Below are 22,397 nucleotides of genomic sequence, written 5' to 3'. Positions count from 1 at the left end.
CTGCACATACGGTCAGACTGACGATAGGTGGTGCTTACAGTCAAGTGCGCCCCCGTCCTTGCGAGATGGGTCACCGTCCGGACGTGACGCATCCGACGGTCCCTCAGACCGCCTCGCCCAGCGCGGCGATGACGTCCGCCTTGCGGGGCTGTCCGGTGGCCCGCCGCACCACGCGTCCGTCCGCGTCGAGCACCAGCACCGTCGGCGTCTTGAGGATCTCCAGTTCGCGGACCAGGTCCAGGTGCGCCTCGGCGTCGATCTCGACGTGCGCGACCCCCGGCACCAGCTCGGCCACCTCGCCCAGGACGCGCCGGGTCGCCCGACAGGGTGCGCAGAAGGCGCTGGAGAACTGCACGAGCGTGGCCCGCTCCCCCAGTTCCGCGCCCAGCCGGTCGGCGCCCAGCCGTTTGTCGTCGTCGCGCCCGCGCACGCGTACTCTCCCGCTCCGCCGCTTGTGCAGCACTCCGTAGGCGCTCGCCATCACGAGCACCGCAAGGCACACCATCAGTCCGGTCATCGGTCGTGTCAGCGTTCACGAGACTGCAAAGATTCCCGGACCGTCGAGCCGGTCCGGGTGCGGAATGCTTGATTCATGGACATCGACGTGCGGGGACCGCGTTTCGGGGCGGCCGTGACGGCCGTGGTCCTGGTGGTCGTGCTGATCACCGGGAGCGCCTGGCTGCTGGCCTGGCAGACACTGGCGTTCGCGCTCGGCGCGGCGGGCGGGGTGGGCAGGGCGCCCTACGGCTGGGTGTTCCGCCGGTTCGTGCGGCCCCGGATCGGGCCGCCGAGCGAGTTCGAGGCGCCGGAGCCGCCCCGCTTCGCGCAGGCCGTCGGGTTCGTCTTCGCGGCGCTCGGCCTGGTCGGCTACACGCTGGGCCCGGACTGGCTGGGACTCGCGGCGACCGGCGCGGCGCTGGCGGCGGCCTTCCTGAACGCGGCGTTCGGGTACTGCCTGGGGTGCGAGATGTATCTGCTCTTTCGGCGGGCCACGGTCCGCTGAAGTAAGAGAACGATAAAAGTGCAGGTCGATCAGCGGGCGGACGTGACGAGGATTACGTCGAGGACGGGCACCAGGGGTGGCTACCCGTCCGTTCTTCGGGCACCATCTGCGAGATGCCGTAAACCTACGGCTGCGTAAGTTCCCCGCCGGGAGTCCCCCTTCCCTGGCAGAGCAGGAAGGGTCCCACACGTCCATGGCAGAGCTTGTGTACCGTCCCGTCATCGGCCTCGCCCGCACGTTGTTCAAGGCGTGGGACCTGAAGATCGAGTGCCAGGGATCGGAGAACATCCCGCGCACGGGCGGTGCCGTTCTGGTCAGCAACCACATCAGCTACCTCGACTTCGTCTTCAACGGCCTCGCGGCGCTGCCGCAGAAGCGGCTGGTGCGCTTCATGGCCAAGGAATCGGTTTTCCGGCACAAGGTGTCCGGTCCGCTGATGCGCGGTATGAAGCACATTCCCGTGGACCGCAAGCAGGGCGAGACGGCCTACGCGCACGCGCTGGAGTCGCTGCGTTCGGGCGAGATCATCGGTGTCTTCCCCGAGGCGACGATCTCGGAGTCGTTCACGCTGAAGAGCTTCAAGACGGGTGCCGCGCGCCTGGCCCAGGACGCCGGTGTGCCGCTGATCCCGATGGCCGTGTGGGGCACCCAGCGGTTGTGGACCAAGGGCCACCCGCGCAACTTCAAGCGCAGCCACATCCCGGTCACCATCCGGGTCGGCGAGGCGCTGGAGGCCACCCGCGACGAGTACGCGGGGGTGATCACCCGCCGGCTGCGCGCACGGGTGGGCGAGCTCCTCGAAGCCGCCCAGCGCGCGTACCCGGTGCGGCCCCGCAACGCCGAGGACACCTGGTGGATGCCGGCCCACCTCGGTGGTACGGCGCCGACCCCCGAGGCGGTCAAGGCCGCCGAGTCCCGCTGACCCCCGCGCTCAGCGGCCCGGAGCGGGCGCGCCCACCACGATGTCCGCTCCCGGGCTGAACTTCCCCAGCAGGCCCGCGAGTTCGTCCGCGGCGGACACCACGTCCGCGACGGGCATCGGCGTGAGGCTCTCCAGCAGGAAGATGCCCGACGTCGTCACCTCCCCGAGCCGGGTACGCGGGCCCTGGCGCCAGTTCCAGCGGCGGCAGGTGACACCGAGGTCGTCCCGCCACACCACCTCGCCGGCGTCCGGGTGCTCCACGGTCTCCTCGCCGCCGGCCACGGTCACGAACTCCTCGTCACCGGCCGCACGTACGAGCCGCATACCACCCTCGATCCGGTCGATGTCCTCTCCCCCGACCGGGATCAGGTGGGCGACGCTGACGGCGTTGTAGACGTCGACCAGGAGGTTGATCCGGGGCAGACCCGCCTCGGTCGGCGCACGCCTGGCCAGCGCCTCCGCGGAGTTGCGGGTCCGTGAGGGCTTGGAGCCGAACGCGGTGTAGGTCTCGCGCCAGGCCGCCATGTGCGGGTCCTCGTGCGGCGCCCGCCCGTCCAGCCGTACGGCGAGCCGCGCGGCGGCCTCGTCCAGCAGCGCCGAACTGGCCTCGGTGCTGGGCCCGTTGACGAGTCCGTGCGCCTCGACGGCGACATGGGTGAAGCCGGGTGCGAGGGCACGCACCTCGTCGGACACGGTCAGGGAGAACGTCATGGTGGGCCTTCAGAGTGCGGTGGGGAGCGTCTGCCAGAGGTGCGATCGATCCCGGGCGGCTTCGAGGGCGCCCAGTACGGCCGGATGCGGTTCAGCGTACAGGACCGGATAGTCCACCTCACTGGACTCCGCACTGACCGGAAACGCGAGCCGCTCACCTTCCAGCGAGAACCGGGCGTCCACACCGGGTTTGTTGCCGCGCGGATCCTGCCGGTGCCAGGCCCCGTTGAACCGCACGGCGACAAGACCATGGACGAGATGGCCGCCGCCGTCGCCGTTCAGCAGCCGCTGGTAGCAGAACGCCGTCGGGATGTCCTCGGCGCGCAGCAGCGCCGCGAGGGCGTGGGACTTGGCGTGACAGATGCCGGTGCGCAGTTCCAGGACGTCGGAGGCGCGCCAGGTGACACGCGGATCGCCGGTGTCGGCGGAGTGCGGGACGCCGTCGCGGACGAGTTCGAAGGCGGCGCGTGCATAGGCATACGAGTCGGACGCACCCTTGGCCAGCCGGGCGGCGGTCTGCCGGACCAGTGGGTGTTCATGGTCGATGACCTCGTCGGCGGCCAGATAGGCGGAGAGGTCATCGGTTTCCTGGATGAGCTGCATGCCTGTGGAGCGTAGAGATCCATGACACTCTTCGTCAATGAATTTACGGATCACAACATACATATGCATCGCCGCCGATCCGAAGCCGACCGGCGGCGATCGTTGTGAACTAGCGCGCCATCTCCTCCTTGAGCGCGGCGACGAACGTGTCGACGTCCTCCTCGGTGGTGTCGAAGGCGCACATCCAGCGGACGTCACCCGCGGCCTCGTCCCAGAAGTAGAAGCGGAACCTCTTCTGGAGCCGGACGGTCACGTCGTGCGGGAGCCGGGCGAAGACGGCGTTGGACTGCACCGGGTGAAGAAGTTCAACACCGTGCACGGCACGGACGCCCTCGGCGAGGCGCTGGGCCATCTCGTTGGAGTGGCGGGCGTTGCGCAGCCACAGGTCGCGGGCGAGCAGCGCCTCCAACTGCACCGACACAAAACGCATCTTGGATGCGAGCTGCATGGACAGCTTGCGCAGATGCTTCATGTGGCTGACGGCGTCCGGGTCGAGCACCACGACGGCCTCGCCGAACAGCGCGCCGTTCTTCGTCCCGCCCAGCGAGAGGAGGTCGACGCCGGCGGCGTTGGTGAAGGCCCGCATCGGGACGTCCAGCGACGCGGCCGCGTTGGCGAGCCGAGAGCCGTCCAGGTGGACCTTCATTCCGTGCCCGTGGGCGTGCTCGCAGATCGCGCGGATCTCGTCGGGTGTGTAGACGGTGCCGAGTTCGGTGCTCTGGGCTATGGAGACGACCTGCGGCATCGCCCGGTGCTCGTCGTCCCAGCCGTACGCCTGCCGGTCGATCAGCTCGGGTGTGAGCTTGCCGTCGGGGGTGGGCACGGTGAGCAGCTTCAGTCCGCCGACCCGCTCCGGCGCCCCGCACTCGTCGACGTGGATGTGCGCGCTCTCGGCGCAGATCACCGCACCCCAGCGGTCGGTGACCGCCTGGAGCGCGACGACGTTGGCGCCGGTGCCGTTGAAGACCGGGAAGGCCTCCGCGCCCGCCCCGAAGTGGCTGCGCACGACCGTCTGGAGATGGTCCGTGTAGTCGTCCTCGCCGTACGCGACCTGGTGTCCGCCGTTGGCCAGGGCCAGGGCGGCCAGCACCTCGGGGTGGGCGCCGGCGTAGTTGTCGCTGGCAAAACCGCGGATCTCCGGGTCGTGGTGGCGGCGTGCGTCGGTCTTCCGGGGATTCACGGCTTCTCGGTCAGCCACAGACGTTGTCCGTTCACTTCGGCGGCGGGCTTGTCCCAGACGCCGACGATGGCCTCGGCGAGGTCCTCGACGTCGGTGAAGCCCGCGAACTTCGCGTTGGGCCGGTCAGCGCGCATCGCCTCGTGGACCAGCGCCTTCACCACCAGGATCGCGGCCGCCGCGTTCGGGCCCTGCTCGCCGCCGGCCTTCTGGAAGTAGTCGGCGAGGGCCAGGGTCCATGCCTCGGCGGCGGCCTTGGCGGCCGAGTAGGCGGCGTTGCCCGCGGTGGGCTTTCCGGCGCCGGCGGCGCTGATCAGCACGTACCGGCCGCGGCCGCTGCGCTCCAGCGCCTCGTGGAAGGCGAGCGAGGTGTGCTGGACCGTGCGGATCAGCAGCAGCTCCAGCAGGTCCCAGTCGTCGAGCCGGGTCTTGGTGAAGGTCTCGCTGCCGCGCCAGCCGCCGACGAGGTGGACCAGGCCGTCGACCCGGCCGAAGTCCTTCTCGATGCGGTTGGCCCAGTCCTGGGCGGCCTGCCGGTCCAGCAGGTCGACGGTGTCGCCGACGACGGTGGCGCCGCCGTGCGCGTAGCTGGCCGCGTCCACGGCCTCGGCCAGCCGCTCCGGGTCGTTGTCCGAGCCGACGACGATCGCGCCGGCCTCGGCCAGCCGGTGCAGCGCCGCGCGTCCGGCGGGTCCGCCCGCGCCGGCCACCGCGATCACCGCACCGCTGAGAGCCCCGTTCCCCATGTTCTTCGCCTCCTGAGCAGCGTTCCGAGCAGCCTTCGTGGTGCGGTCGCTCACGCGGCGACGCGCTCTGCGGTGTCCGCCGTGATGCCCCGGGTCGAGGCAATCACGTTCTTGAGCTTCTTGGACAGCGCCTCATAGAACATGCTCAGCGGAAACTCGTCGGGAAGCACGTCATCGACCAGCTTGCGCGGCGGCTGGGTCAGGTCCAGGGCGTCCGGGCCCTTGGCCCAGCGGGAGCCGGGGTGCGGGGCGAGGTAGGTGGAGACGAGCTCGTACCCCTTGAACCAGTGGACGAGTTTGGGGCGGTCGATGCCCTCGCGGTAGAGGGTCTCGATCTCGGCGCACAGCTGGTTGGTGACCTGCGGCGCGCGCTCCCAGTCGATGGAGAGCCGGTTGTCGGTCCAGCGGACGACGTCGTGCTTGTGCAGGTAGGCGAAGAGCAGCTGGCCGCCGAGGCCGTCGTAGTTGCGGACGCGCTCGCCGGTGACGGGGAAGCGGAACATCCGGTCGAAGAGGACGGCGTACTGCACGTCACGCGCCTGCGGGATGCCGTCCTGCGCCAGCTTCACGGCCTCCCGGAAGGCGGTGAGGTCGCAGCGCAGCTCCTCCAGGCCGTACATCCAGAACGGCTGGCGCTGCTTGATCATAAAGGGGTCGAACGGCAGGTCGCCGTGGCTGTGGGTGCGGTCGTGGACCATGTCCCAGAGCACAAAGGCCTCTTGGCTGCGCTTCTGGTCGTCGACCATCGTGGCGATGTCCGCGGGCAGTTCGAGGCCGAGGATGTCCACGGCGGCGGCGGTGACCCGGCGGAAGCGGGCGGCCTCGCGGTCGCAGAAGATGCCGCCCCAGGAGAACCGCTCGGGGGCCTCGCGCACGGCGATGGTCTCGGGGAAGAGGACGGCGGAGTTGGTGTCGTAGCCGGCCGTGAAGTCCTCGAAGGTGATGCCGCAGAACAGCGGGTTGTCGTAGCGGGTGCGCTCCAGTTCGGCCAGCCAGTCGGGCCAGACCATCCGCAGTACGACCGCCTCGAAGTTGCGGTCGGGGTTGCCGTTCTGCGTGTACATGGGGAAGACGACCAGGTGCTGGAGTCCGTCCCTGCGGTCGGCGGCCGGCTGGAAGGCGAGCAGCGAGTCCAGGAAGTCGGGCACCTCGAAGCCGTCGTCGGCCCAGCGGCGCAGATCGGCCACCAGGGCGGCGTGGTAGGCGGCGTCGTGCGGGAGCAGCGGCGACAGCGTCCGTACGGCGTCGACGAGCCGGTCCACGGCGCGTTCGGCGGCCACGGGCTGCGGGGCGCCGTCCGCGGTGAAGTCGATCGAGCCGTCCTTGGACTGCCAGGGCCTGATCTGCTCCACGGCGTCCTTGAGTGCGGTCCATGCCGAGTGCTCGACCACCCTGGGCACTGAAGGATCCTGCCCCTCGGTCGTCGTCTGCACAAGAATTTCCGTCATGTCCCATCCTCCACGGGAGAACCTCGCGTATGGACACCGTATGCGGACGAGCTTCCTTCCAGCAAGAGGAACCTCGGGAGATTATCCTGCGCCCCCTCATGGTCACCGCACTTTTTCCTGTCGGACAGGTGCACGACGGGCGGGCCGCTGTCAGCGTCGCGTACGGGGGCGCGGGGCCGGCGGGTCAATGTGTCCGGGACTCGCCCACCCCGGGGTGACCCGCCGTGTCCGGACCGCGCAGGTCCGCCGGTCCGGTGGGGCGGATCCCCGGTGTACGTGCGGGTTCATCTCGCGCCCCGGCCATTAGAGTGCGGACCCAGCCGTGCGGACGGCCGCTGTCCGCTCGGCCGACCACCCGTCGACGGAAGCGAGCCGGACCTTGAACTTCCTCACCATCGGTCACCGCGGAATCATGGGCGTCGAGCCCGAGAACACTCTGCGTTCCTTCGTCGCGGCCGAGCACGCCGGCCTCGATGTCATCGAGCTCGATCTCCACCTCAGCAAGGACGGTGCGCTGGTCGTCCTGCACGACGAGGACGTGGACCGCACCACCGACGGCACCGGCCCGGTCGCCGAGATGACCCTCGCCGAGCTGCGCGCGCTGGACGCCGGGCGCGGTGAGCGGATCCCGGTCTTCGAGGAGGTCCTGGACGCCGTACGGTCGCCGCTCCAGGCCGAGATCAAGGACCTGGCGGCGGCCCGTGCCCTGGCCGGGGTGCTGCTGGAGCGGGACCTGGTGGAGCGGGTCGAGGTGTCGTCGTTCCACGACGAGGCGATCACCGAGATCGCCCGGCTGGTGCCGGGGGTACGCACGGCGCTGATCGCCAGCAGGTACGGCACGGACGTCGTGGACCGGGCCGTCGAGGCCGGTGCGAGGACGGTATGCCTGAACATCCGCCGGATCACCCTGGAGGTCGTGGAGCACGCGCGCAAGGCGGATCTGCGCACCATCGGCTGGGTGGTGAACACGCAGGAGCACCTGCGGCTGGTCCGGGCGCTGGAGCTGGACGGCGCGACCACCGACCATCCGGACATCAAGCGCACCGGCCGCTTCACGGCCTGACGGTGGCGCCCCGGCGACGGGACACCACCGCCCGCGCGGCTAGCCGAGCTTCTTGACCAGCAGTTCGAACTGGAGGTCGTCGCGCTGCGGGATGCCGAACCGCTCGTCGCCGTACGGGAACGGGGTCATCCGCCCGGTACGACCGTAGCCGCGCCGCTCGTACCAGGCGATGAGGTCCTCGCGTACGGAGATCACGGTCATGTGCATCTCCGTGGCGTTCCAGGTGTCGCGGGCCTGCCGCTCCGCCTCGGCGATGATCAGCTTGCCCAGGCCCGCGCCCTGGAACTCCGGGTTCACCGCGAACATGCCGAAGTAGGCGTGGTCACCGCGGTGTTCGAGCTGGCAGCAGGCGACGGTCCGGCCGTCCCGCTCCACGACCAGCAGCTTGCCGTCCGTCGCCCTGATGACGTCCCGGACGCCCTCGGGGTCCGTGCGCTGCCCCTCCAGGATGTCCGCCTCCGTCGTCCACCCGGTACGGCTGGAGTCCCCGCGGTACGCCGACTCGATCAGCGCGACGAGGTCGTCCACGTCGGCGTCGGTGGCGTCGCGGTACGTCAGTTCCGGGGTGACGGGTCTGGCTTCCATGGGGCGTTTCTCCATCTGGCACGGGTGGCTCGGCTCGGCTCCGTCGAGCCTAACGCGTGGCCGATCTCCGCCGCCGGGCCCGTCCGCGCTCCTACGCTCGTCCCATGGTCCACGTACTGAGCAGCCGTGTCCTTCTGCACCCCACCGACCCGGAGCGGTCCCGCGCCTTCTACGGCGGGCAGCTGGGGCTCTCGGTCTACCGCGAGTTCGGGACGGGCCCGGACCGCGGCACCGTCTACTTCCTCGGTGGCGGATTCCTAGAGGTCTCCGGCCGGGCCGAGGGGCCGCCGGCCGGCCATGTGCGGCTGTGGATCCAGGTCCCGGACGCGGCCGCCGCCCAGCAGGAACTGATCGCCAACGGTGTCGAGATCGTGCGGGCGCCGGTGCGCGAGCCCTGGGGTCTGATCGAGATGTGGATCGCGGACCCGGACGGCACACCGGTGGTGCTGGTGGAGGTGCCGGCGGACCATCCGATCCGGTACCGGCCGGGCATCTAGGCCCGGCCGGTACCGGGACGGGGCCGGTCCCCTGTCTCGCGCCGCCCGGTCATCGGTCGCACGCTGTTGGTGAGGACTGACCGAGCGGACCGCGGGTCCGCGCTGCGGAAGGAACGCCATGGAGTGCGAACGGCCGGTGACCGGCGGACCCTGCTGGACGGAACTCGGCACCAGCGACCTCGAGGCCGCCAAGGCGTTCTACACCGAGCTGTTCGGCTGGCGCCCGGAGGCCGATTCGCGCCAGACGGCCGGCGCCTACGCGATGGCCTACCTCGGCGAGGCCCCGATCGCCACGCTGACCCCGCTCTACCACGACTCGCAGCCCGTGGCCTGGAGCGTGTCGTTCTCGGTCGCCCACGCGGACACGGCCGGCCGCGCGGTGACGGAGGCCGGCGGCACGGTCGTGGTCGGCCCGACCGAGGTGTTCGACTACGGCCGTTTCGCGGTGGCCGCCGATCCGTCCGGCGCCACGTTCCAGCTGTGGCAGCCGCGCACCTTCGAGGGCGCGGGACTCCTCAACGCGCCCGGCACACTGGGCTGGGTGGAGCTGCTGACCCGGGATCCCGAGCGGGCCAGGGCGTTCTACCGGGACGTATTCGGCTGGACCGTGTCCGACTCGGCGCGCTACCCGCGGTGGGGCGTCGCGGGCGGCGAGTTCGGCGGCATGATGACGATGGACGACAAGTTCCCGCCGGAGGTGCCGCCGCACTGGCTGCCGTACTTCGTGGTCACCGACGTCGACGCCTCGGCGGCCGTCGCGGCGGACGCGGGCGGCGTGGTCCTGATGGCGCCCACCACCGTCCCGGACGGCCCGCGGATCGCGGTGCTGCGGGACCCGCAGGGCGCGATGTTCGGTGTGTACGTCCGCGACGGCAGGGGCTGAACCTCTCCCAGGGGCTTGACCTCTTCCACCCAACCCGCGCCCCGCGCACGGGACTTCGGGCGGGTCAGGCCCGCAACCCGCCCAGCCGACCCTCCAGCCGGCTCAGCAACTCGCCCAGCAGCCCGGCGAGTTCGCCCTGGGCGTCCGGGTCCAGGACGGACAGGACGGCGGTCTCGTAGGCGAGTTGCTCGGGCATGATCCCGTCGACCAGTTCGCGTCCTGCGTCGGTGAGGCTGAGGTGGGCGACGCGGCGGTCGCGGTCGTCCCCCCGGCGTCCGACGAAGCCGCGTTCGGTGAGGTGCTTGAGGCGTTTGGTGACGGCGGCGCCCGACGAGAACGTCTCGCGGGCCAGTTCGCCGGGGGTCAGCTCGTGTCCGGTGCGGCGCAGCGCGCCGAGCAGCTCGAACTCCGGGCGGCTGAGTCCGGCCCGCCGCAGCGGGGCGTCCTCGGCCTGCTGGAGGAGCGCGGCGCAGCGGTTGACCCGGCCGATGATCTCCATGGGTCCGGTGTCGAGCCCCGGGTGGACCGACGCCCACTGCCGGACCACCGCCGCGACCGTGTCGCCCCCGTTCACCGGCTGCCCGTCCGCTGCCGTCATGGCCGTACGTCCTCCGTCGTGTCGTCGGCGCCGCGGTCCGGTCCCGCGGACAGTCCCTGGCGCCGTACCGTCGCCGCGAGCGTACGGTGTCCCGTCCGCTCGGCCGACACGACCCGCTCGTACGGCAGGGCGCGCTGCCACCACTCGCCGGACGCGGCGTCGGCGGTGGCGCGCAGGTCGGCCAGTGCCGCGGCGAGCGTACGCCGGGCCGCCGCCAGCTCCGCGGGCGCGGTCCGGGGGCCGGCCAGCAGACGGGCGGTGTGTTCGCGGGCACGCTCGGCGGCGCTCAGCGCATGTGCGAGGTGGTCGCCGGCGCGGCGGTTGGTGACGGCGATCGCGGCCACGAACCCCACGAGCGCGCCGATGACCGTGTCCGTCGCCCGCTCGGTCATCAGCACACCCGGGTCCTTCAGGCCGGGGAACTCGACGACGAGCAGTGCCATCGGGGTCACGCAGAGGCTGCCGAGCCAGTAGTTGCGGCTCATCAGCGCCTCGGCGCCGAAGTTCAGGGCGAGGCAGCACAGCACGAGGGCGAGCCGTCCGGCATGCGCGAGGGGCACCAGGGCGGCGAAGACCAGCACACCGCCGAGATTGCCGACGACGCGCTGCACACCCCGGCTCCAGGTGAGGGTGACGTTGGCCTGGTAGAGGGCGGCGGCGGTGACCAGGGCCCAGTAGGGACGTCCGACGCCCACGGCGAGCGAGGCGTATCCGGCGAGGGCGCAGCCCAGTGCCGTGCGGGTGGCGATCGGGGCCAGGGCGGTGATCGTGCGGCGCAACGGGGGTCGCGGGGCGGCGAGTTCGACGTCGACGCCGAGCAGTTCGCGGGTGGCGGCGGTGTGCTCTCCCTCGGGTACGGGGACCGGTCCGGTGCCGCGCAGGGCGCGGGCCCAGGTGCGCAGCCGGGCCGGGTCGGTGTCGGCGGGGGCGGCCAGGGCGACCTCGGCGCGGACGACGAGGAGTTCGAGGGCACTGCGGGTGGTGGAGCGGGCGCCGGCGGTCAGGACGGTCCCCCAGGCGGCCTGTACGGCGGCTGCCGCAGCGGCGCGGGCGTGGGTCCCGTCGCCCGCCGCGGCCGCCTCGACGTGGGCGGCCGCGGCCGTGAGGGCCTGTGCGGTGGCGCGCCGCTCGGGTCCGTGCGGCCGGACCAGTGCCGGCGCCATGCCGACGAGCCACGCCCAGGCGCCCGCGGCCAGGCAGAGCGCGAGGTGGCCGGGGACCCGGCCGGCGGTCTGGGGCGCGAAGAGGGCGGCCGAACTGACGAAGGTGAGCACGACGTTGCCCGGCGGGCCGATCCGGGTGGCGTCGCACAGGGCCTTCTGTACGGCGGCCAGGAGCGCGCCGACGGCCACGAGCAGCAGGGCGTTGGTGGTCAGGGACGCCGTGAGCAGGGCGACGGCGAGACCGCCGAGCATGCCGAGCACCACCAGGGCGAGCACGCCGGCCCGTGCGCGGTAGGGCCGGTTGTGGGCGTACAGGGCGCACAGGGATCCGGCCATCGTGTACATCGCGAGGTCGAGCCGGTCGAGGGCGACCAGGGTGAGGTTGGGCGGCGCGACGGCCACCAGACCGCTCAGCGCGGGCTTGAACCAGATGTCGGAGGGACGCCCCGCCCGCAGGACGCCGGAGAGCGGGAGCGGACGTGTGCGGCGGGTCGGGGAGGCGGGTGTCGTACTGCTCACGAACCTGCTGATGAACCTGCTGATGAACCTGCTCACGAACCTACTCATGGGCAGATACGTTAGCGGGTGTTTTACCTGCAAACAATAATTCCGGTACCGCGCTCACCTGCCGTGCTCCGGCGAATGCTCCCCGTGTACGCCCATGCGCTCGCGTGCGCGCCGCGCGGCTCGGGCATCGCATTCGTGGACAGCGTGTCGAGGAGCGAGCGGGGAGGGGCGTGTGCACGGACCGGCTTCGCTCGGCTGGCTGCTGGTCGCCCTGTGCGCGGCGACTGGCGCCTACTGCGTGCTGCGGATGCGCAGTGGGGTCGAGGAGCAGCGGCGGGCCGCGGGCGACGAGGCGGTGATGGGGTTCGGCATGGCCGCGATGGCCGTACCGGCGGCCGTGTTCACCCCGCCGTCGTGGACGTGGGCCGGCTACGCCGCGCTCTTCGGCGCGGTCGGGCTGCGCGCACTGTGGACGGCCCGTACCGGCGCACACCATCTGCATCACGCGGTCGGCGCGCTGGCGATGGTGTACGTCGCGGTCGCCATGACCGTCTCCGCGGGCCCCGGCGCCGGCCACGCGCACGGTGGCTCCGGACTGCCGCCGGTGACGGGGGTGTTCCTGCTCTACTTCACGGGATACGTCCTGCTGTCGGGCCCCCGGCTGGTGCCGCTGCCCGGCATGGTGGGAGCAGCGGCCACCGCACCCGTCCCCTGGGGCGACCGACCGGAGCTGGCGCGGGCGTGCCGGCTGTCGATGGGCATCGCCATGGTGGCGATGCTGCTGCCCATGTGAGGCACGGACGGGCTCGGTCCGGGCTCCCGCGGGGGCAGATCGCGCCGGGCCGGGCTCCTGCCGGGGCGGAGCACACTGGTCCAGGCTCCCGCGGGGACGGATCGCGCCGGGCCGGAGGCGCTACCCTCAGTACCATGAAAAGAAGTAGCAGTTCCAGCACCATCGCGGCGACCCTCCGCCAGGAGCTCGAACGCTACGCCCCGGGCGAGCGGCTTCCGTCCAGCCGCTCCCTCGTCGAGCGCTTCGCGGTCAGCCCGGTCACCGTCTCCCGCGCGCTGGCCGCGCTCGCCGCCGAAGGACTCGTGATCACGCGGCCCGGAGCCGGCGCCTACCGCGCGCACCACGGCGTCGTCGACACACAGGCCGTCGACACCTCCTGGCAGCAGATCGCGCTGACCGCCGAGGACCAGCAACACGCCGATCCGGCCCCGCGGATCGTCGACGCAGCCTGCGTCTTCGCCAGTCTCGCAGTTCCCCCGGCCGGGATGATCGCCTTCAACGGCGGCTATCTGCACCCCTCCCTCCAGCCCCAGCAGGCCCTGAGCGCCGCCTTCGCCCGCGCGGTCCGGCGTCCGGACGCGTGGGAGCGGCCACCCCTGGACGGCCTGGCCGGGCTGCGCTCCTGGTTCGCCCGCGAGGTGGGCGGGCCCGGCGGCGGCGTCATCCCCTCCCAGGTGCTCGTCACCGGCGGCGGCCAGGCCGCGCTGACCACCTCCCTCCAGGCGCTCGCTCCCCCGGGCTCGCCGGTGCTCGTGGAGTCACCCACCTATCCCGGCCTGCTGGCCGCCGCCCGAGCCGCCGGGCTGCGCCCGGTGCCGGTGCCCGTGGACGACGGCGGTGTGCGCGTCGACCTCCTGGCCGACGCCTTCGCCACCACCGGGGCCCGTGTCTTCTACTGCCAGCCGTTGTTCCACAACCCCACGGGAGTGGTCCTCGCTCCCGACCGGCGCCGCCGCGTCACCGAGATCGCGCACGCCGCGGGCGCCTTCGTCGTCGAGGACGACTTCGCGCGCCGCCTGGGTCACGGCGGTCAGCTCCCGCCGCCGCTGGTGGCGGACGACGCGTACGGCGCCGTTGTGCACATCAGCTCGCTCACCAAACCGGCCTCGCCCAATCTGCGGGTGGGCGCGCTGGTGGCCCGCGGGCCGGTGATGGAGCGGCTGCGGGCCATCCAGGTGGTCGACAGTTTCTTCGTACCGCGACCGCTCCAGGAGGCCGCTCTCGAGCTCGTCGGCACTCCGGTCTGGCCCCGCCATCTGCGCACCATCGCCTCGGCCCTGGAGGAGCGCCGCGAGGCCATGCTCGCCGCGCTGCGTCGCTACCTGCCGGACGTCGCGGCCACCGTGCGCGCTCCCGCCGGCGGCTACCACCTGTGGCTCCGCCTGCCCGACGGCGCCGACGAGACCGCGCTCACCGCCGCACTGCTGCGCGCCGACGTGGCCGTGTCGCCCGGCCGTCCCTACTTCGCCGCCGAGGCACCGGCCCCGCACATCCGGCTCAGCTTCGCCGACATCGCGGGCACGGACGAGATCACCGAGGGCATCCACCGCATCGCCACGGTGTTCCACACCGCGGGCCTGGCGACGGCCCTCTGACCGGGCGGCCACGTATCGCTATCCAGAATAATCGATAGCGCTACCGCTTATTGCGCTATTTGACAGTAGCGATTCTCTCGCCGAGACTGTGGATACGTGGTTACCCGCGAGTAGACCCGTCTTCGCGGACCGACGCTGAGGAGAATCCCCGTTGACCCCGACCACCGTTTCCGGCGAGTGCTACTACCAGCGCATGGGGGAGCATCTCTACAAGCCCACGGCCCATGCGGGAGGCGCGTGGAACGCCGGGGAGCACCATTTCGGCCCCCTGGCCGGCCTCGTCGCCCACGCCGTCGACCGGTATCGCGCCGCCCGCCCCGCCGACGGGCTGGTCCTGGCCCGGATCAGCTACGACATCCTCGGTTTCCTCCCCCTCGACGAGTGCGAGGTCACCGTGGAGACCATCCGTCCGGGCCGCACGGTCGAACTGCTGGAGGCCGTTGTCACCGTGGCGGGCCGTCCGGTGATCCGTGCCCGCGCATGGCTGCTCACGGCACTCGACACCGCTGCCGTGGCCGACACTCCCTTCGCGCGGCTGGCACCGCCCGAGACCTTCCCCGGCTGGCCGATGCACGAGGAGTGGGACTGCGGGTACGCCCGCTCCCTCGAAGTGCGCCGGCGGACCTCCGGCCGCGGTCGCGCCGCCGCGTGGGTGGCCACCGACGTGGGCCTAGTCGCCGACGAACCGGCCGGCGCGCTCGCGTCCTTCGTCGCCCGCGTGGACGTCGTCAACGGCATGGCCGTACAGCAGCACCGCACGAAGTGGACGTATCCCAACATGGACATGACCCTGCACTTCCACCGCCAACCCGAGGGAAGGTGGACCGGACTGGACACCACCGTCAGCTTCGGCCCCACCGGACACGGCCTCACCAGTGCCGTTCTGCACGACGCCGGGGGCCCGGTCGGACACGTCCAGCAGATCCTCACCGTCCGGCCGACGGAAGGCGGCCGACCGTGAGCGCGACCGTCCTTCAGTTGCTGCGCGAGCGCGGGCGGCAGGGAAGCACACCCGGACACCGCCGTGACGACGCGCGACTTGTCCTCCTCATCGAAGGGGGAAGCTCGCGCGGCGCCTACTCCAGCGGTATGGCCGTCGCCATCGAACAGCTGGGCCTCCTGCCCCTGTTCGACGCCGTCTACGGCAGTTCCGCGGGAGCGCTCAACGCGGCCTGGCTGCTGTGCGGGCGCGCCGAGCGCACCATGCACGCGTGGTGGGACGAGACCATCATGGGAACGACCATCGATCCCCGACGGGCACTGAGCCGCCGGCCGGTCGTGGACACCCGCTTCCTGGTCCACACCGTGTACACCGAGATCATGCCGATGGGGTTCGAGGAAATCCTCGGCAGCACCGTCGAGTTCCACCCCCTCGCCACGGACGCCCTCACCGGCCGGTCGACCGATCTGCACGAGCAGATCACCGACCGGGCGAGCCTCCAGGCCGCACTCCGCGCGTCAACCGCCATGCCACTGCTCGCGGGCGACCCCGTCAGGATCAACGGGCGATCGTTCGTCGACGCGGGTGTCAGCGAGGCCGTCCCGGTACGAACGGCCCTGGCGCAGCAGGCCACCCACATCGTCGCGCTCCGGACACGACGCGCGGACGAGACCCCGTCCGCTCCCTCGCTCGGCCAACGCCTCGTGATGTCACGCTGGTTCGCCCGCCGCGCCCCGGGAGCCCTGACGCCGTGGCTGCAACGCGCGGTCATCAGGGGCGAGGAGGAACATCTCCTGGCGTCGCACACCGCGACCTTCCAGATCCGCCCGCCGCTCGGGAGCACACCGATCGGCCACACCGAGCGACGCCCGGGGCCGCTGCGTGCGGCCGTCCACACCGGCCGGCAGGCGGTGTGGGACGTACTCGCGGAATGCCGTGAGGAGCCACTGCCGACGGGTTAGTCCCCGGTGACGGAGAGGGACGTCACGGCAGAAACCGTGGCCTGCGTCACTTTGCGGCCGCGGGCCGTATCACCGGACCACCGCGCGCTCATAGGGTGCTGCGCATGATGGTCCCCGCGGCACTGCTGCTGCTCGGCGCGCTGACCGCCCTCCTCGGCCCCCGGCTGCTGGCACGGGCCGACTGGACGGACCGCGAGCCGGTGGTCGCGCTGTGGGTCTGGCAGTGCGTGGTGGCGGCCGTACTGCTGTGCTGCGCGCTGTCGATGACGCTCAGCGCGGCGGCGGCCTGGCAGGCCGTGCGCGGGCATGTGTTCGCCCCGGCGCCGCGCGGGGTCGTGGAGGCGTACGCGCTCGGTGCGGCCGGTCCCTGGGCGGCGGCGACCGCGGTGACGCTCGCGCTCGGCGGCCTGTGGAGCGGCGCGATGCTGGTCCGCGAGATCGTACGGGCCCGTACCCGGCGTCGGCTGCACCGGGCCGAACTCCTCGTCCGCAGCCCGCGGTTGCCCGGCGAGGAGCCCGGCACGGGCCGGCTGGTGGTGCTGGAGGGCGAGCGGCCGGACGCGTGGTGGCTGCCGGGCACGCCGCCCCGGATGGTGGTGACGACGGCCGCGCTGCGCCGGCTGAAGGGCCGGCAGCTGGACGCGGTGCTGGCGCACGAGCAGGGGCACGCCCAGGCCCGGCACGACTGGCTGCGGCACTGCTCGGCCGCGCTCGCGGTCGGGTTCCCGCAGGTGCCGGTGTTCGCCGCGTTCCGGGACGAGATGCACCGGCTGGTGGAGCTGGCCGCGGACGACATGGCGTCCCGCAGGTTCGGGCGGCTGACGACGGCGCTGGCACTGGTCGAACTCAACGAGGACCGTGGGGTGTTCGGGCCGACCCCGACGTCCCAGGCGCATGTTCCGCAGCGTGTGCACCGCCTGCTCACTCCCCCGGACCGGCTCACCGCGGCCCGCAGGCTGCGGCTGACGGCGGCGGCCTCGCTGGTGCCGGTCGTCCCGGTGCTGGTGGCGTTCGTACCGAGCCTGAGGGCACTGGGCTGACGCGGCACCCGCGCGCACCGGATCGACTCGGCGCCCGGGACCACTGGGTCGACTCGGCGTCCTGGGGCACCTGGTCAGTACGGCGGGCGGGTGGCCCGGACGACAGATCCCGGCCAACGTACTGTCCCGCCGGTGGCCCGAGACCCCACACGTCGGCAAGGATCGCAGTATGCACATCTCGCCCGTCGCCCACCCGCCCCCGCCGACGCGGAGCCCCGTCGCCGGCCGTGCGGCGCTCTCCCTGGCGCTCGTCTCACTCCTGCTGCTGACCCTGGTGGCCGGCGAGTGGGGCCCGCTGATCGCACTGGACGAGGGGATCGCCCGCACCACACACCGCTGGGCGGTCGAGGATCCCGGCACGACGCACTTCTTCCGGATCCTGACCGACTGGGTGTGGGATCCGTTGACCCTGCGCATTCTGTGCGCCGTGGTGATCGTGTGGTTGGTGTGGCGGCAGTCGGCCTGGTTCACCGCCTGGTGGCTGCTGGTCACGGTCGCGATCGGCACGCTGGTGCAGCAGGGCCTGAAGGCCGCCGTCGGCCGTGAGCGCCCCGTCTGGCCCGACCCCGTGGACTCGGCCCACTACGCCGCCTTCCCGTCCGGGCACGCCATGACGGCCACGGTGATCTGCGGACTCCTGTTCTGGCTGCTTCGGCAGTACGGCGCCCCCGCCGGTGTGCTGCGCACGGCCGCGACGGTGGCCGTCGTGTCCGTGATCGGCGTCGGCCTGACCCGCATCTGGCTGGGCGTCCACTGGTTCACGGACGTCGTCGGCGGCTGGCTCCTCGGGGCGATGCTGGTGACCGCCGCGATCGCCGTCCACAACCGCCGGCGGTCCGTCGCCGCCGAAGCGGTGGAGCCGGCGGCCGAGCCGGACCGATCCTCCGGCTCGCGTCCCTGAGCGGCATGGCCCGGCACGGCCTCCGGGTCTCCGGGCCTCCGCGGCGCCGGTGGCGCCGATCAGGCCGGGCGCGTGCCTGGTGAGAGCGCCGCTCCCCGCAGTAGTAGCCTCAGCACACCATCCCGGGACAGAAAACCGCCTGCCTCGGACGATCCCCCGTGTCGCCCGAGACAGACGGCAGCCGAACCAGGCCCTGACAGAAGCCGGTCCGGACTCCCCTGAGTATAGTTGGCTGGCAGCCAGTCAACGCAGGAGTTACAGCATGTCCCCGCGCAGCGCCCAGGTCAATGAAGAGCTGCGCCGCCGTTCGCGGGAGCGGCTGCTCCAAGCGGCGATCGAGCTGGTCAGCGAGCGGGGCTACCAGGCGACGACTTTGGGCGACATCGCGGATCGGGCCGGTTCGGCCCGCGGACTGGTGTCGTACTACTTCCCGGGCAAGCGCCAGCTGGTGCAGTCGGCCGTGCACCGGCTGATGCACCGGACCCTCGAAGAGGGTGTGGAACGCGAGCCGCGCACCGACGACGGCCGGGAGCGGATGGCCCGGGGTATCGACGCGATTCTCGGGCTCGCCCTGCACCAGACCGTGCTGATGCGCCAGCACATGGCGGGGCTGCTCCAGGCCGAGGGGTTTGTGCAGTGCCCGGAGCAGCGGCGCCTCGCCGAGCTGCTGCGGGAGCTGGTGGCGCGGCGCGGCTCGGGGGACGTCGACTTCGACTACCCGATGCTGCGCGCGCAGCTGATGGGCTCCGTCTACGCGATGGTGCTGCCGAACGTGCCGATGCCGGTCGCCCCGCTGCGCGCCGAGCTGTTCCGGCGCTACGGGCTCGACTGGGACATGGGTGTCCCGCCGGACACCGAGGCGCCCGGCGGGACGTTGGAGCAGGATCTCTCACGGTTCTTCACGCCGGACGAGTCGCCCGGCGGGGAACCGACGGCAGGTCAGTCGAAGTAGTCCGGCTGGGTCTGCACGTTGAGCTCGTCCACGTGGACCCGGCGGGCCGGATCGGTGCGGCGGTCGTTGATCTTCAGAACGTCAAGGCCCTTGGCGATGTCGTTCGAGTAGATGTAGCCGTTGTAGTAGTACGCCGACCAGGGACCGGCCGTCGTGAGCTGGTTGACGTTCACCGGCCCGCGCTCGAAGTAGGCGATCTCCTTCGGGTTCGAGGAGTTGGTGAAGTCCCAGACGGAGACACCGCCCTGGTACCAGGCCTGGACCATGATGTCCTTGCCCTTGACCGGGATCAGCGAGCCGTTGTGCGCCACGCAGACCTCGGTGGCCGCCTGGTGACGCGGGATCTTGAAGTAGCTGCGGAAGACGAGCTGACGCTTGTCGCCCTTGCCGACGATGTCGTAGATCCCGTCGGCGCCGCGGTTCGGGCCGATCTCCGCGTTGCAGGTGGCCGCGCCGCCGCCACCGAGCTCGTCGGTGAAGACGACCTTGTCGGCGTCCTGGTTGAAGGTCGCCGAGTGCCAGAACGCGAAGTTCACGTTGTCCTGCACCTGGTCGATGACCTTCGGGTGCTCCGGGTCCTTGATGGAGAACAGGATGCCGTCGCCCATGCAGGCGCCCGCCGCGAGGTCCTTGGAGGGCAGCACGGTGATGTCGTGGCAGCCGGTGGTCTTGGACACGCCCGGGTTGGTGGGACCGCCCGGGTTGCCACCGCCGTCCGGACCCTCACCGGGGAACAGCACCGGGAAGCCCACGACCGCCGCCTTGTGCGGGGCCTTCACCGGCACCTTGATGACCGTGATGCCGTCGTGCGGCGGCTGGCAGTCGGGGTACGCGGAGTTCGGCGAGTACGAGGAGACGTACACGTAGATGTTCTTGCGCTCGGGCACCAGCGTGTGGGTGTGCGAGCCACAGGCGGTCTCGACGGCGGCGACGTACCGGGGGTTGCGCTTGTCGCTGATGTCGAAGACCTTCATGCCCTCCCAGGAGGACTTCTCGGTCGCCGGCTGCGTGGTGCTGTTGCAACTGCTGTCGCTGCGCGAGGAGTCGGTCGACAGGAACAGCAGGTCACCGGAGACGGAGATGTCGTTCTGCGAGCCGGGGCACAGCACCTGCGCGACGGTCTTCGGCGCCTTCGGGTTCTTGATGTCGAAGATGCGGAAGCCGTCGTAGTTGCCGGCGAACGCGTACCTGCCCTGGAAGGCGATGTCCGTGTTCGTCCCCGCCAGTACGTCCTTGGGGATGTTCGTGACATGGCTGATGTTGGCCGTGTGCACGATCTCGTCCTGGCCGGGTATCTCACCGGCGGCTATCGCCGCACGCGCCTCGGCCTGGTCGCTCTGCGAGACTTGCTGCTTCCCGGCCGGTGTGTCGCCCGGGTCGGGCGTGGCGGCGGCCTCTTGAGCCGTCAGAAGTGCGGCAAGAAGTCCGGCCGCGGCTGCGGCGACTCCCAGCCGTCTGTGCCGCGTCCTGGATCTTTTGAACAGGGTCACTGCGTCCTCCCTTTAAGTCCGTTGGCGAGGAAACCGCTTCACGGATCTTCGAAGTATCGTCTGGGTCATGCACAGATCAACAGGGTGCAACGGACTTGTAATGCAGTTTTTTGATCGGTCGAGTGTGGAAGCGTGCTAGGACAGTCATCGGCGCTCACAAGGCGCGCTCCACACGGCAATTGCCGTCCCACCTGCAACAGGAGGTCGCTGTGCCCTTCCGCCGCACTTCCCGCGTGTCCGTCGCAACCGCCTCTTTGGCCGCGCTGGCAGTACTGGTACTGGGTGCCTGCGACTCAGGGTCCGACGACGAGCCCAAGTCGGCCTCGGGCAGCGGGCCCTCGGTGCTGGCCCCGGGCATGCCCGGCGAGGAGAACCAGACACTGTCCGCGCAGGACGCCAAGGAGCACCGCGCGGAGGACGACACCCCCAACTCGGCCGACGTCTCGTACGCCCGCATGATGATCGAGCACCACACGCAGGCGCTGGAGATGACCGAACTCGCCGCGAAGCAGGCCGAGTCGACTTCGGTGAAGGGGCTCGCCGACCGGATCGCCGCCTCGCAGAAGCCCGAGATCGGCACCATGCAGGCCTGGTTGAAGGCGCACGGCGAGGACGAGAAGGCGGGCGACAGCGGGGGCCACGACCACGCGCCGATGCCGGGGATGGCCACCGAGGGCCAGTTGAAGAATCTGCGGGCGGCGCGCGGGAAGGCCTTCGACCAGCTGTTCCTGACGCTGATGATCACCCATCACGAGGGTGCGATCACCATGGCCACGGACGTGAAGGGCGAGGGCAACAACATCCAGATCGAGGAGATGGCCGACGACGTCATCGCCCAGCAGTCTGCCGAGATCTCGCGCATGCGGGAGATGGACTGACGGTCTGGGTCAGCGGCGGGCGTGACGTGGGGTCAGGAAACCCGCGTCACGCGCCTGCGAGATCAGCCTGAGCGACTTGCGGCGGCTGTGCCCGGTCGCGCACATCACCGCGAGCACCGGGTCGACACCGTCCGTCTGCGCCGCCCGGTACTCCTGCGCGACGAGCCACCGCCCCTCGATCCCACGCGGCCAGGCGGGCCGGGCCCGGCGGGAGGCGAGGGGGTCGTCGCCGTCCTGGAGGAGGGGGGCGGGCTCGTACTCGCCGGTGTCGTCGGGAAGTTCGCCTGCGCGGTCGGGAAGTTCGCTTGTGCGGTCCGGATGTTCGGGTGCGCGGTCTGGAAGTTCGGGTGCGCGGTCCGGAAGTTCGGGTGCGCGGTCGGGAAGTTCGGGTGCGCGGTCCGGAAGTTCGGGTGCGCGGTCTGGAAGTTCGGGTGCGCGGTCCGGAAGTTCGGGTGCGTGAGAAGGCAGTTCGGGCACGTCGGAGGGCAGTTCGGGCGTGTCCTCGGGCGCGGCAGCGCGCCGCACCGGCACTTCCCTTCCGCACGCCCTGAACAGCGGGGCCTCGATCCAGTCGGCGAGGCCCGCGAGGTCGCGCGGCGACAGCGCGGGCCGGGCGCGGACGTCCTCGAACGACACGCCCCCGTCGGCGACGACGGCGAGGGCCTCCACCCGGGCGCCGTCCGCGAAGGCCAGCCGCACGGTAAACCACGACGTGGTGCCGCCGCTCTCCCGCACTTCCCACGCGGGCCACACGGACACCGCGCCGTCCTCGCGACGGCGATCGGAAAGATTAAGAAAGGATGCTTCAAGCACATACGCAACGTAACCGCATGATCACATTCCATACGAACGGACACGCACACCGGGCACCCCGTCGGCGCAGCGCCGCGCCCCTCCCCCTCTCGCCGAGGCGGTGCGATGCTGGATCCATCAGCGACCT

Annotated in this window: 24 protein-coding genes; 13 read left to right on the top strand and 11 right to left on the bottom strand. The window is 71.3% G+C overall.

The window, feature by feature from the left end; genetic code table 11:
* Nucleotides 1–103 precede the first annotated feature (103 nt).
* Entirely contained in the window at nucleotides 104–517 is a 414-nt protein-coding gene (locus ACIQAC_RS37205; protein ID WP_402199346.1) for a thioredoxin family protein, read from the bottom strand.
* A gap of 75 nt (nucleotides 518–592) precedes the next feature.
* On the opposite strand from ACIQAC_RS37205, the gene ACIQAC_RS37200 reads away from it, so the two are divergent.
* Together ACIQAC_RS37200 and ACIQAC_RS37195 are read left to right on the top strand one after the other, a co-directional pair.
* On the top strand, nucleotides 593–1,003 hold the full coding sequence (locus tag ACIQAC_RS37200; RefSeq protein WP_402199343.1) for a DUF4395 domain-containing protein: 411 nt from the start codon (nucleotides 593–595) through the stop codon (nucleotides 1,001–1,003).
* Nucleotides 1,004–1,196: 193 nt separating this feature from the next.
* Nucleotides 1,197–1,925, top strand: a complete 729-nt coding sequence (locus tag ACIQAC_RS37195; protein ID WP_402199341.1) for a lysophospholipid acyltransferase family protein — start codon at nucleotides 1,197–1,199, stop codon at nucleotides 1,923–1,925.
* 9 nt (nucleotides 1,926–1,934) lie between these two features.
* On the opposite strand, the gene ACIQAC_RS37190 is transcribed toward ACIQAC_RS37195, so the two are convergent.
* From ACIQAC_RS37190 to ACIQAC_RS37170, 5 genes are all read right to left on the bottom strand, one after another.
* Nucleotides 1,935–2,636: a B3/4 domain-containing protein gene (locus tag ACIQAC_RS37190; protein ID WP_402199339.1), complete on the bottom strand. Its 702-nt coding sequence runs from the start codon at nucleotides 2,634–2,636 to the stop codon at nucleotides 1,935–1,937.
* Nucleotides 2,637–2,645: 9 nt separating this feature from the next.
* Nucleotides 2,646–3,239 carry a transglutaminase family protein gene (locus ACIQAC_RS37185; RefSeq protein ID WP_402199337.1) on the bottom strand — a complete coding sequence of 198 codons (594 nt, stop codon included), beginning with the start codon at nucleotides 3,237–3,239 and terminating at the stop codon, nucleotides 2,646–2,648.
* 109 nt (nucleotides 3,240–3,348) lie between these two features.
* Entirely contained in the window at nucleotides 3,349–4,419 is a 1,071-nt protein-coding gene (locus ACIQAC_RS37180; RefSeq protein WP_402199334.1) for a threonine aldolase family protein, read from the bottom strand.
* Complete coding sequence (locus ACIQAC_RS37175) at nucleotides 4,416–5,162, bottom strand: SDR family NAD(P)-dependent oxidoreductase (protein WP_402199333.1); 747 nt, start codon at nucleotides 5,160–5,162, stop codon at nucleotides 4,416–4,418. The genes ACIQAC_RS37180 and ACIQAC_RS37175 overlap by 4 nt, the downstream gene beginning before the upstream one ends.
* A gap of 50 nt (nucleotides 5,163–5,212) precedes the next feature.
* Nucleotides 5,213–6,610 carry a DUF6421 family protein gene (locus ACIQAC_RS37170; protein ID WP_402199330.1) on the bottom strand — a complete coding sequence of 466 codons (1,398 nt, stop codon included), beginning with the start codon at nucleotides 6,608–6,610 and terminating at the stop codon, nucleotides 5,213–5,215.
* 379 nt (nucleotides 6,611–6,989) lie between these two features.
* On the opposite strand from ACIQAC_RS37170, the gene ACIQAC_RS37165 reads away from it, so the two are divergent.
* Entirely contained in the window at nucleotides 6,990–7,673 is a 684-nt protein-coding gene (locus ACIQAC_RS37165) for a glycerophosphodiester phosphodiesterase (protein ID WP_402199380.1), read from the top strand.
* Between the two features lie 39 nt (nucleotides 7,674–7,712).
* Here ACIQAC_RS37165 and ACIQAC_RS37160 read toward each other — a convergent pair whose 3' ends face one another.
* Nucleotides 7,713–8,258, bottom strand: a complete 546-nt coding sequence (locus ACIQAC_RS37160; protein ID WP_402199328.1) for a GNAT family N-acetyltransferase — start codon at nucleotides 8,256–8,258, stop codon at nucleotides 7,713–7,715.
* A gap of 104 nt (nucleotides 8,259–8,362) precedes the next feature.
* On the opposite strand from ACIQAC_RS37160, the gene ACIQAC_RS37155 reads away from it, so the two are divergent.
* Both ACIQAC_RS37155 and ACIQAC_RS37150 read left to right on the top strand, forming a co-directional pair.
* Nucleotides 8,363–8,755, top strand: a complete 393-nt coding sequence (locus tag ACIQAC_RS37155; RefSeq protein WP_402199325.1) for a VOC family protein — start codon at nucleotides 8,363–8,365, stop codon at nucleotides 8,753–8,755.
* A 118-nt stretch (nucleotides 8,756–8,873) separates the two neighbouring features.
* Nucleotides 8,874–9,638: a VOC family protein gene (locus tag ACIQAC_RS37150; protein ID WP_402199322.1), complete on the top strand. Its 765-nt coding sequence runs from the start codon at nucleotides 8,874–8,876 to the stop codon at nucleotides 9,636–9,638.
* A gap of 64 nt (nucleotides 9,639–9,702) precedes the next feature.
* Here the strand turns inward: ACIQAC_RS37150 and ACIQAC_RS37145 are convergent, their stop codons facing one another.
* Nucleotides 9,703–10,236 carry a MarR family winged helix-turn-helix transcriptional regulator gene (locus tag ACIQAC_RS37145; RefSeq protein ID WP_402199320.1) on the bottom strand — a complete coding sequence of 178 codons (534 nt, stop codon included), beginning with the start codon at nucleotides 10,234–10,236 and terminating at the stop codon, nucleotides 9,703–9,705.
* Nucleotides 10,233–11,966, bottom strand: a complete 1,734-nt coding sequence (locus ACIQAC_RS37140; protein ID WP_402199318.1) for an FUSC family protein — start codon at nucleotides 11,964–11,966, stop codon at nucleotides 10,233–10,235. Before ACIQAC_RS37140 ends, ACIQAC_RS37145 begins: the two co-directional genes overlap by 4 nt.
* A 172-nt stretch (nucleotides 11,967–12,138) precedes the next feature.
* Between ACIQAC_RS37140 and ACIQAC_RS37135 the strand changes: the two genes are divergently transcribed.
* The 7 genes from ACIQAC_RS37135 to ACIQAC_RS37105 all read left to right on the top strand — a co-directional run bounded on the left by ACIQAC_RS37135 (nucleotide 12,139) and on the right by ACIQAC_RS37105 (nucleotide 19,089).
* The gene (locus tag ACIQAC_RS37135; protein ID WP_402199316.1) at nucleotides 12,139–12,699 is read left to right on the top strand and encodes a DUF5134 domain-containing protein; all 561 of its coding nucleotides are present in this window, start codon (nucleotides 12,139–12,141) and stop codon (nucleotides 12,697–12,699) included.
* A gap of 134 nt (nucleotides 12,700–12,833) precedes the next feature.
* Nucleotides 12,834–14,294: a PLP-dependent aminotransferase family protein gene (locus ACIQAC_RS37130; protein ID WP_402199313.1), complete on the top strand. Its 1,461-nt coding sequence runs from the start codon at nucleotides 12,834–12,836 to the stop codon at nucleotides 14,292–14,294.
* A gap of 151 nt (nucleotides 14,295–14,445) precedes the next feature.
* Nucleotides 14,446–15,255: a thioesterase family protein gene (locus ACIQAC_RS37125; RefSeq protein WP_402199310.1), complete on the top strand. Its 810-nt coding sequence runs from the start codon at nucleotides 14,446–14,448 to the stop codon at nucleotides 15,253–15,255.
* Nucleotides 15,252–16,196, top strand: coding sequence for a patatin family protein (locus tag ACIQAC_RS37120; RefSeq protein ID WP_402199309.1), 945 nt, complete (start codon nucleotides 15,252–15,254; stop codon nucleotides 16,194–16,196). Before ACIQAC_RS37125 ends, ACIQAC_RS37120 begins: the two co-directional genes overlap by 4 nt.
* 104 nt (nucleotides 16,197–16,300) lie before the next feature.
* Nucleotides 16,301–17,236, top strand: a complete 936-nt coding sequence (locus ACIQAC_RS37115; protein ID WP_402199306.1) for a M56 family metallopeptidase — start codon at nucleotides 16,301–16,303, stop codon at nucleotides 17,234–17,236.
* Between the two features lie 169 nt (nucleotides 17,237–17,405).
* Entirely contained in the window at nucleotides 17,406–18,137 is a 732-nt protein-coding gene (locus tag ACIQAC_RS37110) for a phosphatase PAP2 family protein (protein WP_402199304.1), read from the top strand.
* 262 nt (nucleotides 18,138–18,399) lie between these two features.
* Entirely contained in the window at nucleotides 18,400–19,089 is a 690-nt protein-coding gene (locus ACIQAC_RS37105) for a TetR/AcrR family transcriptional regulator (protein WP_402199302.1), read from the top strand.
* Here ACIQAC_RS37105 and ACIQAC_RS37100 read toward each other — a convergent pair.
* Nucleotides 19,077–20,579, bottom strand: coding sequence for an LVIVD repeat-containing protein (locus ACIQAC_RS37100; RefSeq protein WP_402199299.1), 1,503 nt, complete (start codon nucleotides 20,577–20,579; stop codon nucleotides 19,077–19,079). The genes ACIQAC_RS37105 and ACIQAC_RS37100 overlap by 13 nt on opposite strands.
* 233 nt (nucleotides 20,580–20,812) lie before the next feature.
* Between ACIQAC_RS37100 and ACIQAC_RS37095 the strand changes: the two genes are divergently transcribed.
* On the top strand, nucleotides 20,813–21,457 hold the full coding sequence (locus ACIQAC_RS37095) for a DUF305 domain-containing protein (RefSeq protein WP_402199296.1): 645 nt from the start codon (nucleotides 20,813–20,815) through the stop codon (nucleotides 21,455–21,457).
* A gap of 9 nt (nucleotides 21,458–21,466) precedes the next feature.
* Here ACIQAC_RS37095 and ACIQAC_RS37090 read toward each other — a convergent pair whose 3' ends face one another.
* The gene (locus ACIQAC_RS37090; protein ID WP_402199378.1) at nucleotides 21,467–22,156 is read right to left on the bottom strand and encodes a DUF6214 family protein; all 690 of its coding nucleotides are present in this window, start codon (nucleotides 22,154–22,156) and stop codon (nucleotides 21,467–21,469) included.
* Between the last annotated feature and the right edge of the window lie 241 nt (nucleotides 22,157–22,397).

Source organism: Streptomyces sp. NPDC088387 (assembly GCF_044753385.1).
Taxonomy (GTDB): domain Bacteria; phylum Actinomycetota; class Actinomycetes; order Streptomycetales; family Streptomycetaceae; genus Streptomyces.
This window is presented reverse-complemented; position numbering and strand designations above follow the sequence as displayed.

Bases quoted from the DNA above. Each gene is read 5' to 3' on its own strand.
- ACIQAC_RS37175 (WP_402199333.1), bottom strand. From the start codon at position 5,162: ATGGGGAACGGGGCTCTCAGCGGTGCGGTGATCGCGGTGGCCGGCGCG.
- ACIQAC_RS37115 (WP_402199306.1), top strand. From the start codon at position 16,301: ATGATGGTCCCCGCGGCACTGCTGCTGCTCGGCGCGCTGACCGCCCTC.
- ACIQAC_RS37185 (WP_402199337.1), bottom strand. From the start codon at position 3,239: ATGCAGCTCATCCAGGAAACCGATGACCTCTCCGCCTATCTGGCCGCC.
- ACIQAC_RS37195 (WP_402199341.1), top strand. From the start codon at position 1,197: ATGGCAGAGCTTGTGTACCGTCCCGTCATCGGCCTCGCCCGCACGTTG.
- ACIQAC_RS37140 (WP_402199318.1), bottom strand. From the start codon at position 11,966: ATGAGTAGGTTCGTGAGCAGGTTCATCAGCAGGTTCATCAGCAGGTTC.
- ACIQAC_RS37170 (WP_402199330.1), bottom strand. From the start codon at position 6,610: ATGACGGAAATTCTTGTGCAGACGACGACCGAGGGGCAGGATCCTTCA.
- ACIQAC_RS37145 (WP_402199320.1), bottom strand. From the start codon at position 10,236: ATGACGGCAGCGGACGGGCAGCCGGTGAACGGGGGCGACACGGTCGCG.
- ACIQAC_RS37110 (WP_402199304.1), top strand. From the start codon at position 17,406: ATGCACATCTCGCCCGTCGCCCACCCGCCCCCGCCGACGCGGAGCCCC.
- ACIQAC_RS37205 (WP_402199346.1), bottom strand. From the start codon at position 517: ATGACCGGACTGATGGTGTGCCTTGCGGTGCTCGTGATGGCGAGCGCC.
- ACIQAC_RS37130 (WP_402199313.1), top strand. From the start codon at position 12,834: ATGAAAAGAAGTAGCAGTTCCAGCACCATCGCGGCGACCCTCCGCCAG.
- ACIQAC_RS37155 (WP_402199325.1), top strand. From the start codon at position 8,363: ATGGTCCACGTACTGAGCAGCCGTGTCCTTCTGCACCCCACCGACCCG.
- ACIQAC_RS37150 (WP_402199322.1), top strand. From the start codon at position 8,874: ATGGAGTGCGAACGGCCGGTGACCGGCGGACCCTGCTGGACGGAACTC.
- ACIQAC_RS37160 (WP_402199328.1), bottom strand. From the start codon at position 8,258: ATGGAAGCCAGACCCGTCACCCCGGAACTGACGTACCGCGACGCCACC.
- ACIQAC_RS37200 (WP_402199343.1), top strand. From the start codon at position 593: ATGGACATCGACGTGCGGGGACCGCGTTTCGGGGCGGCCGTGACGGCC.
- ACIQAC_RS37105 (WP_402199302.1), top strand. From the start codon at position 18,400: ATGTCCCCGCGCAGCGCCCAGGTCAATGAAGAGCTGCGCCGCCGTTCG.
- ACIQAC_RS37190 (WP_402199339.1), bottom strand. From the start codon at position 2,636: ATGACGTTCTCCCTGACCGTGTCCGACGAGGTGCGTGCCCTCGCACCC.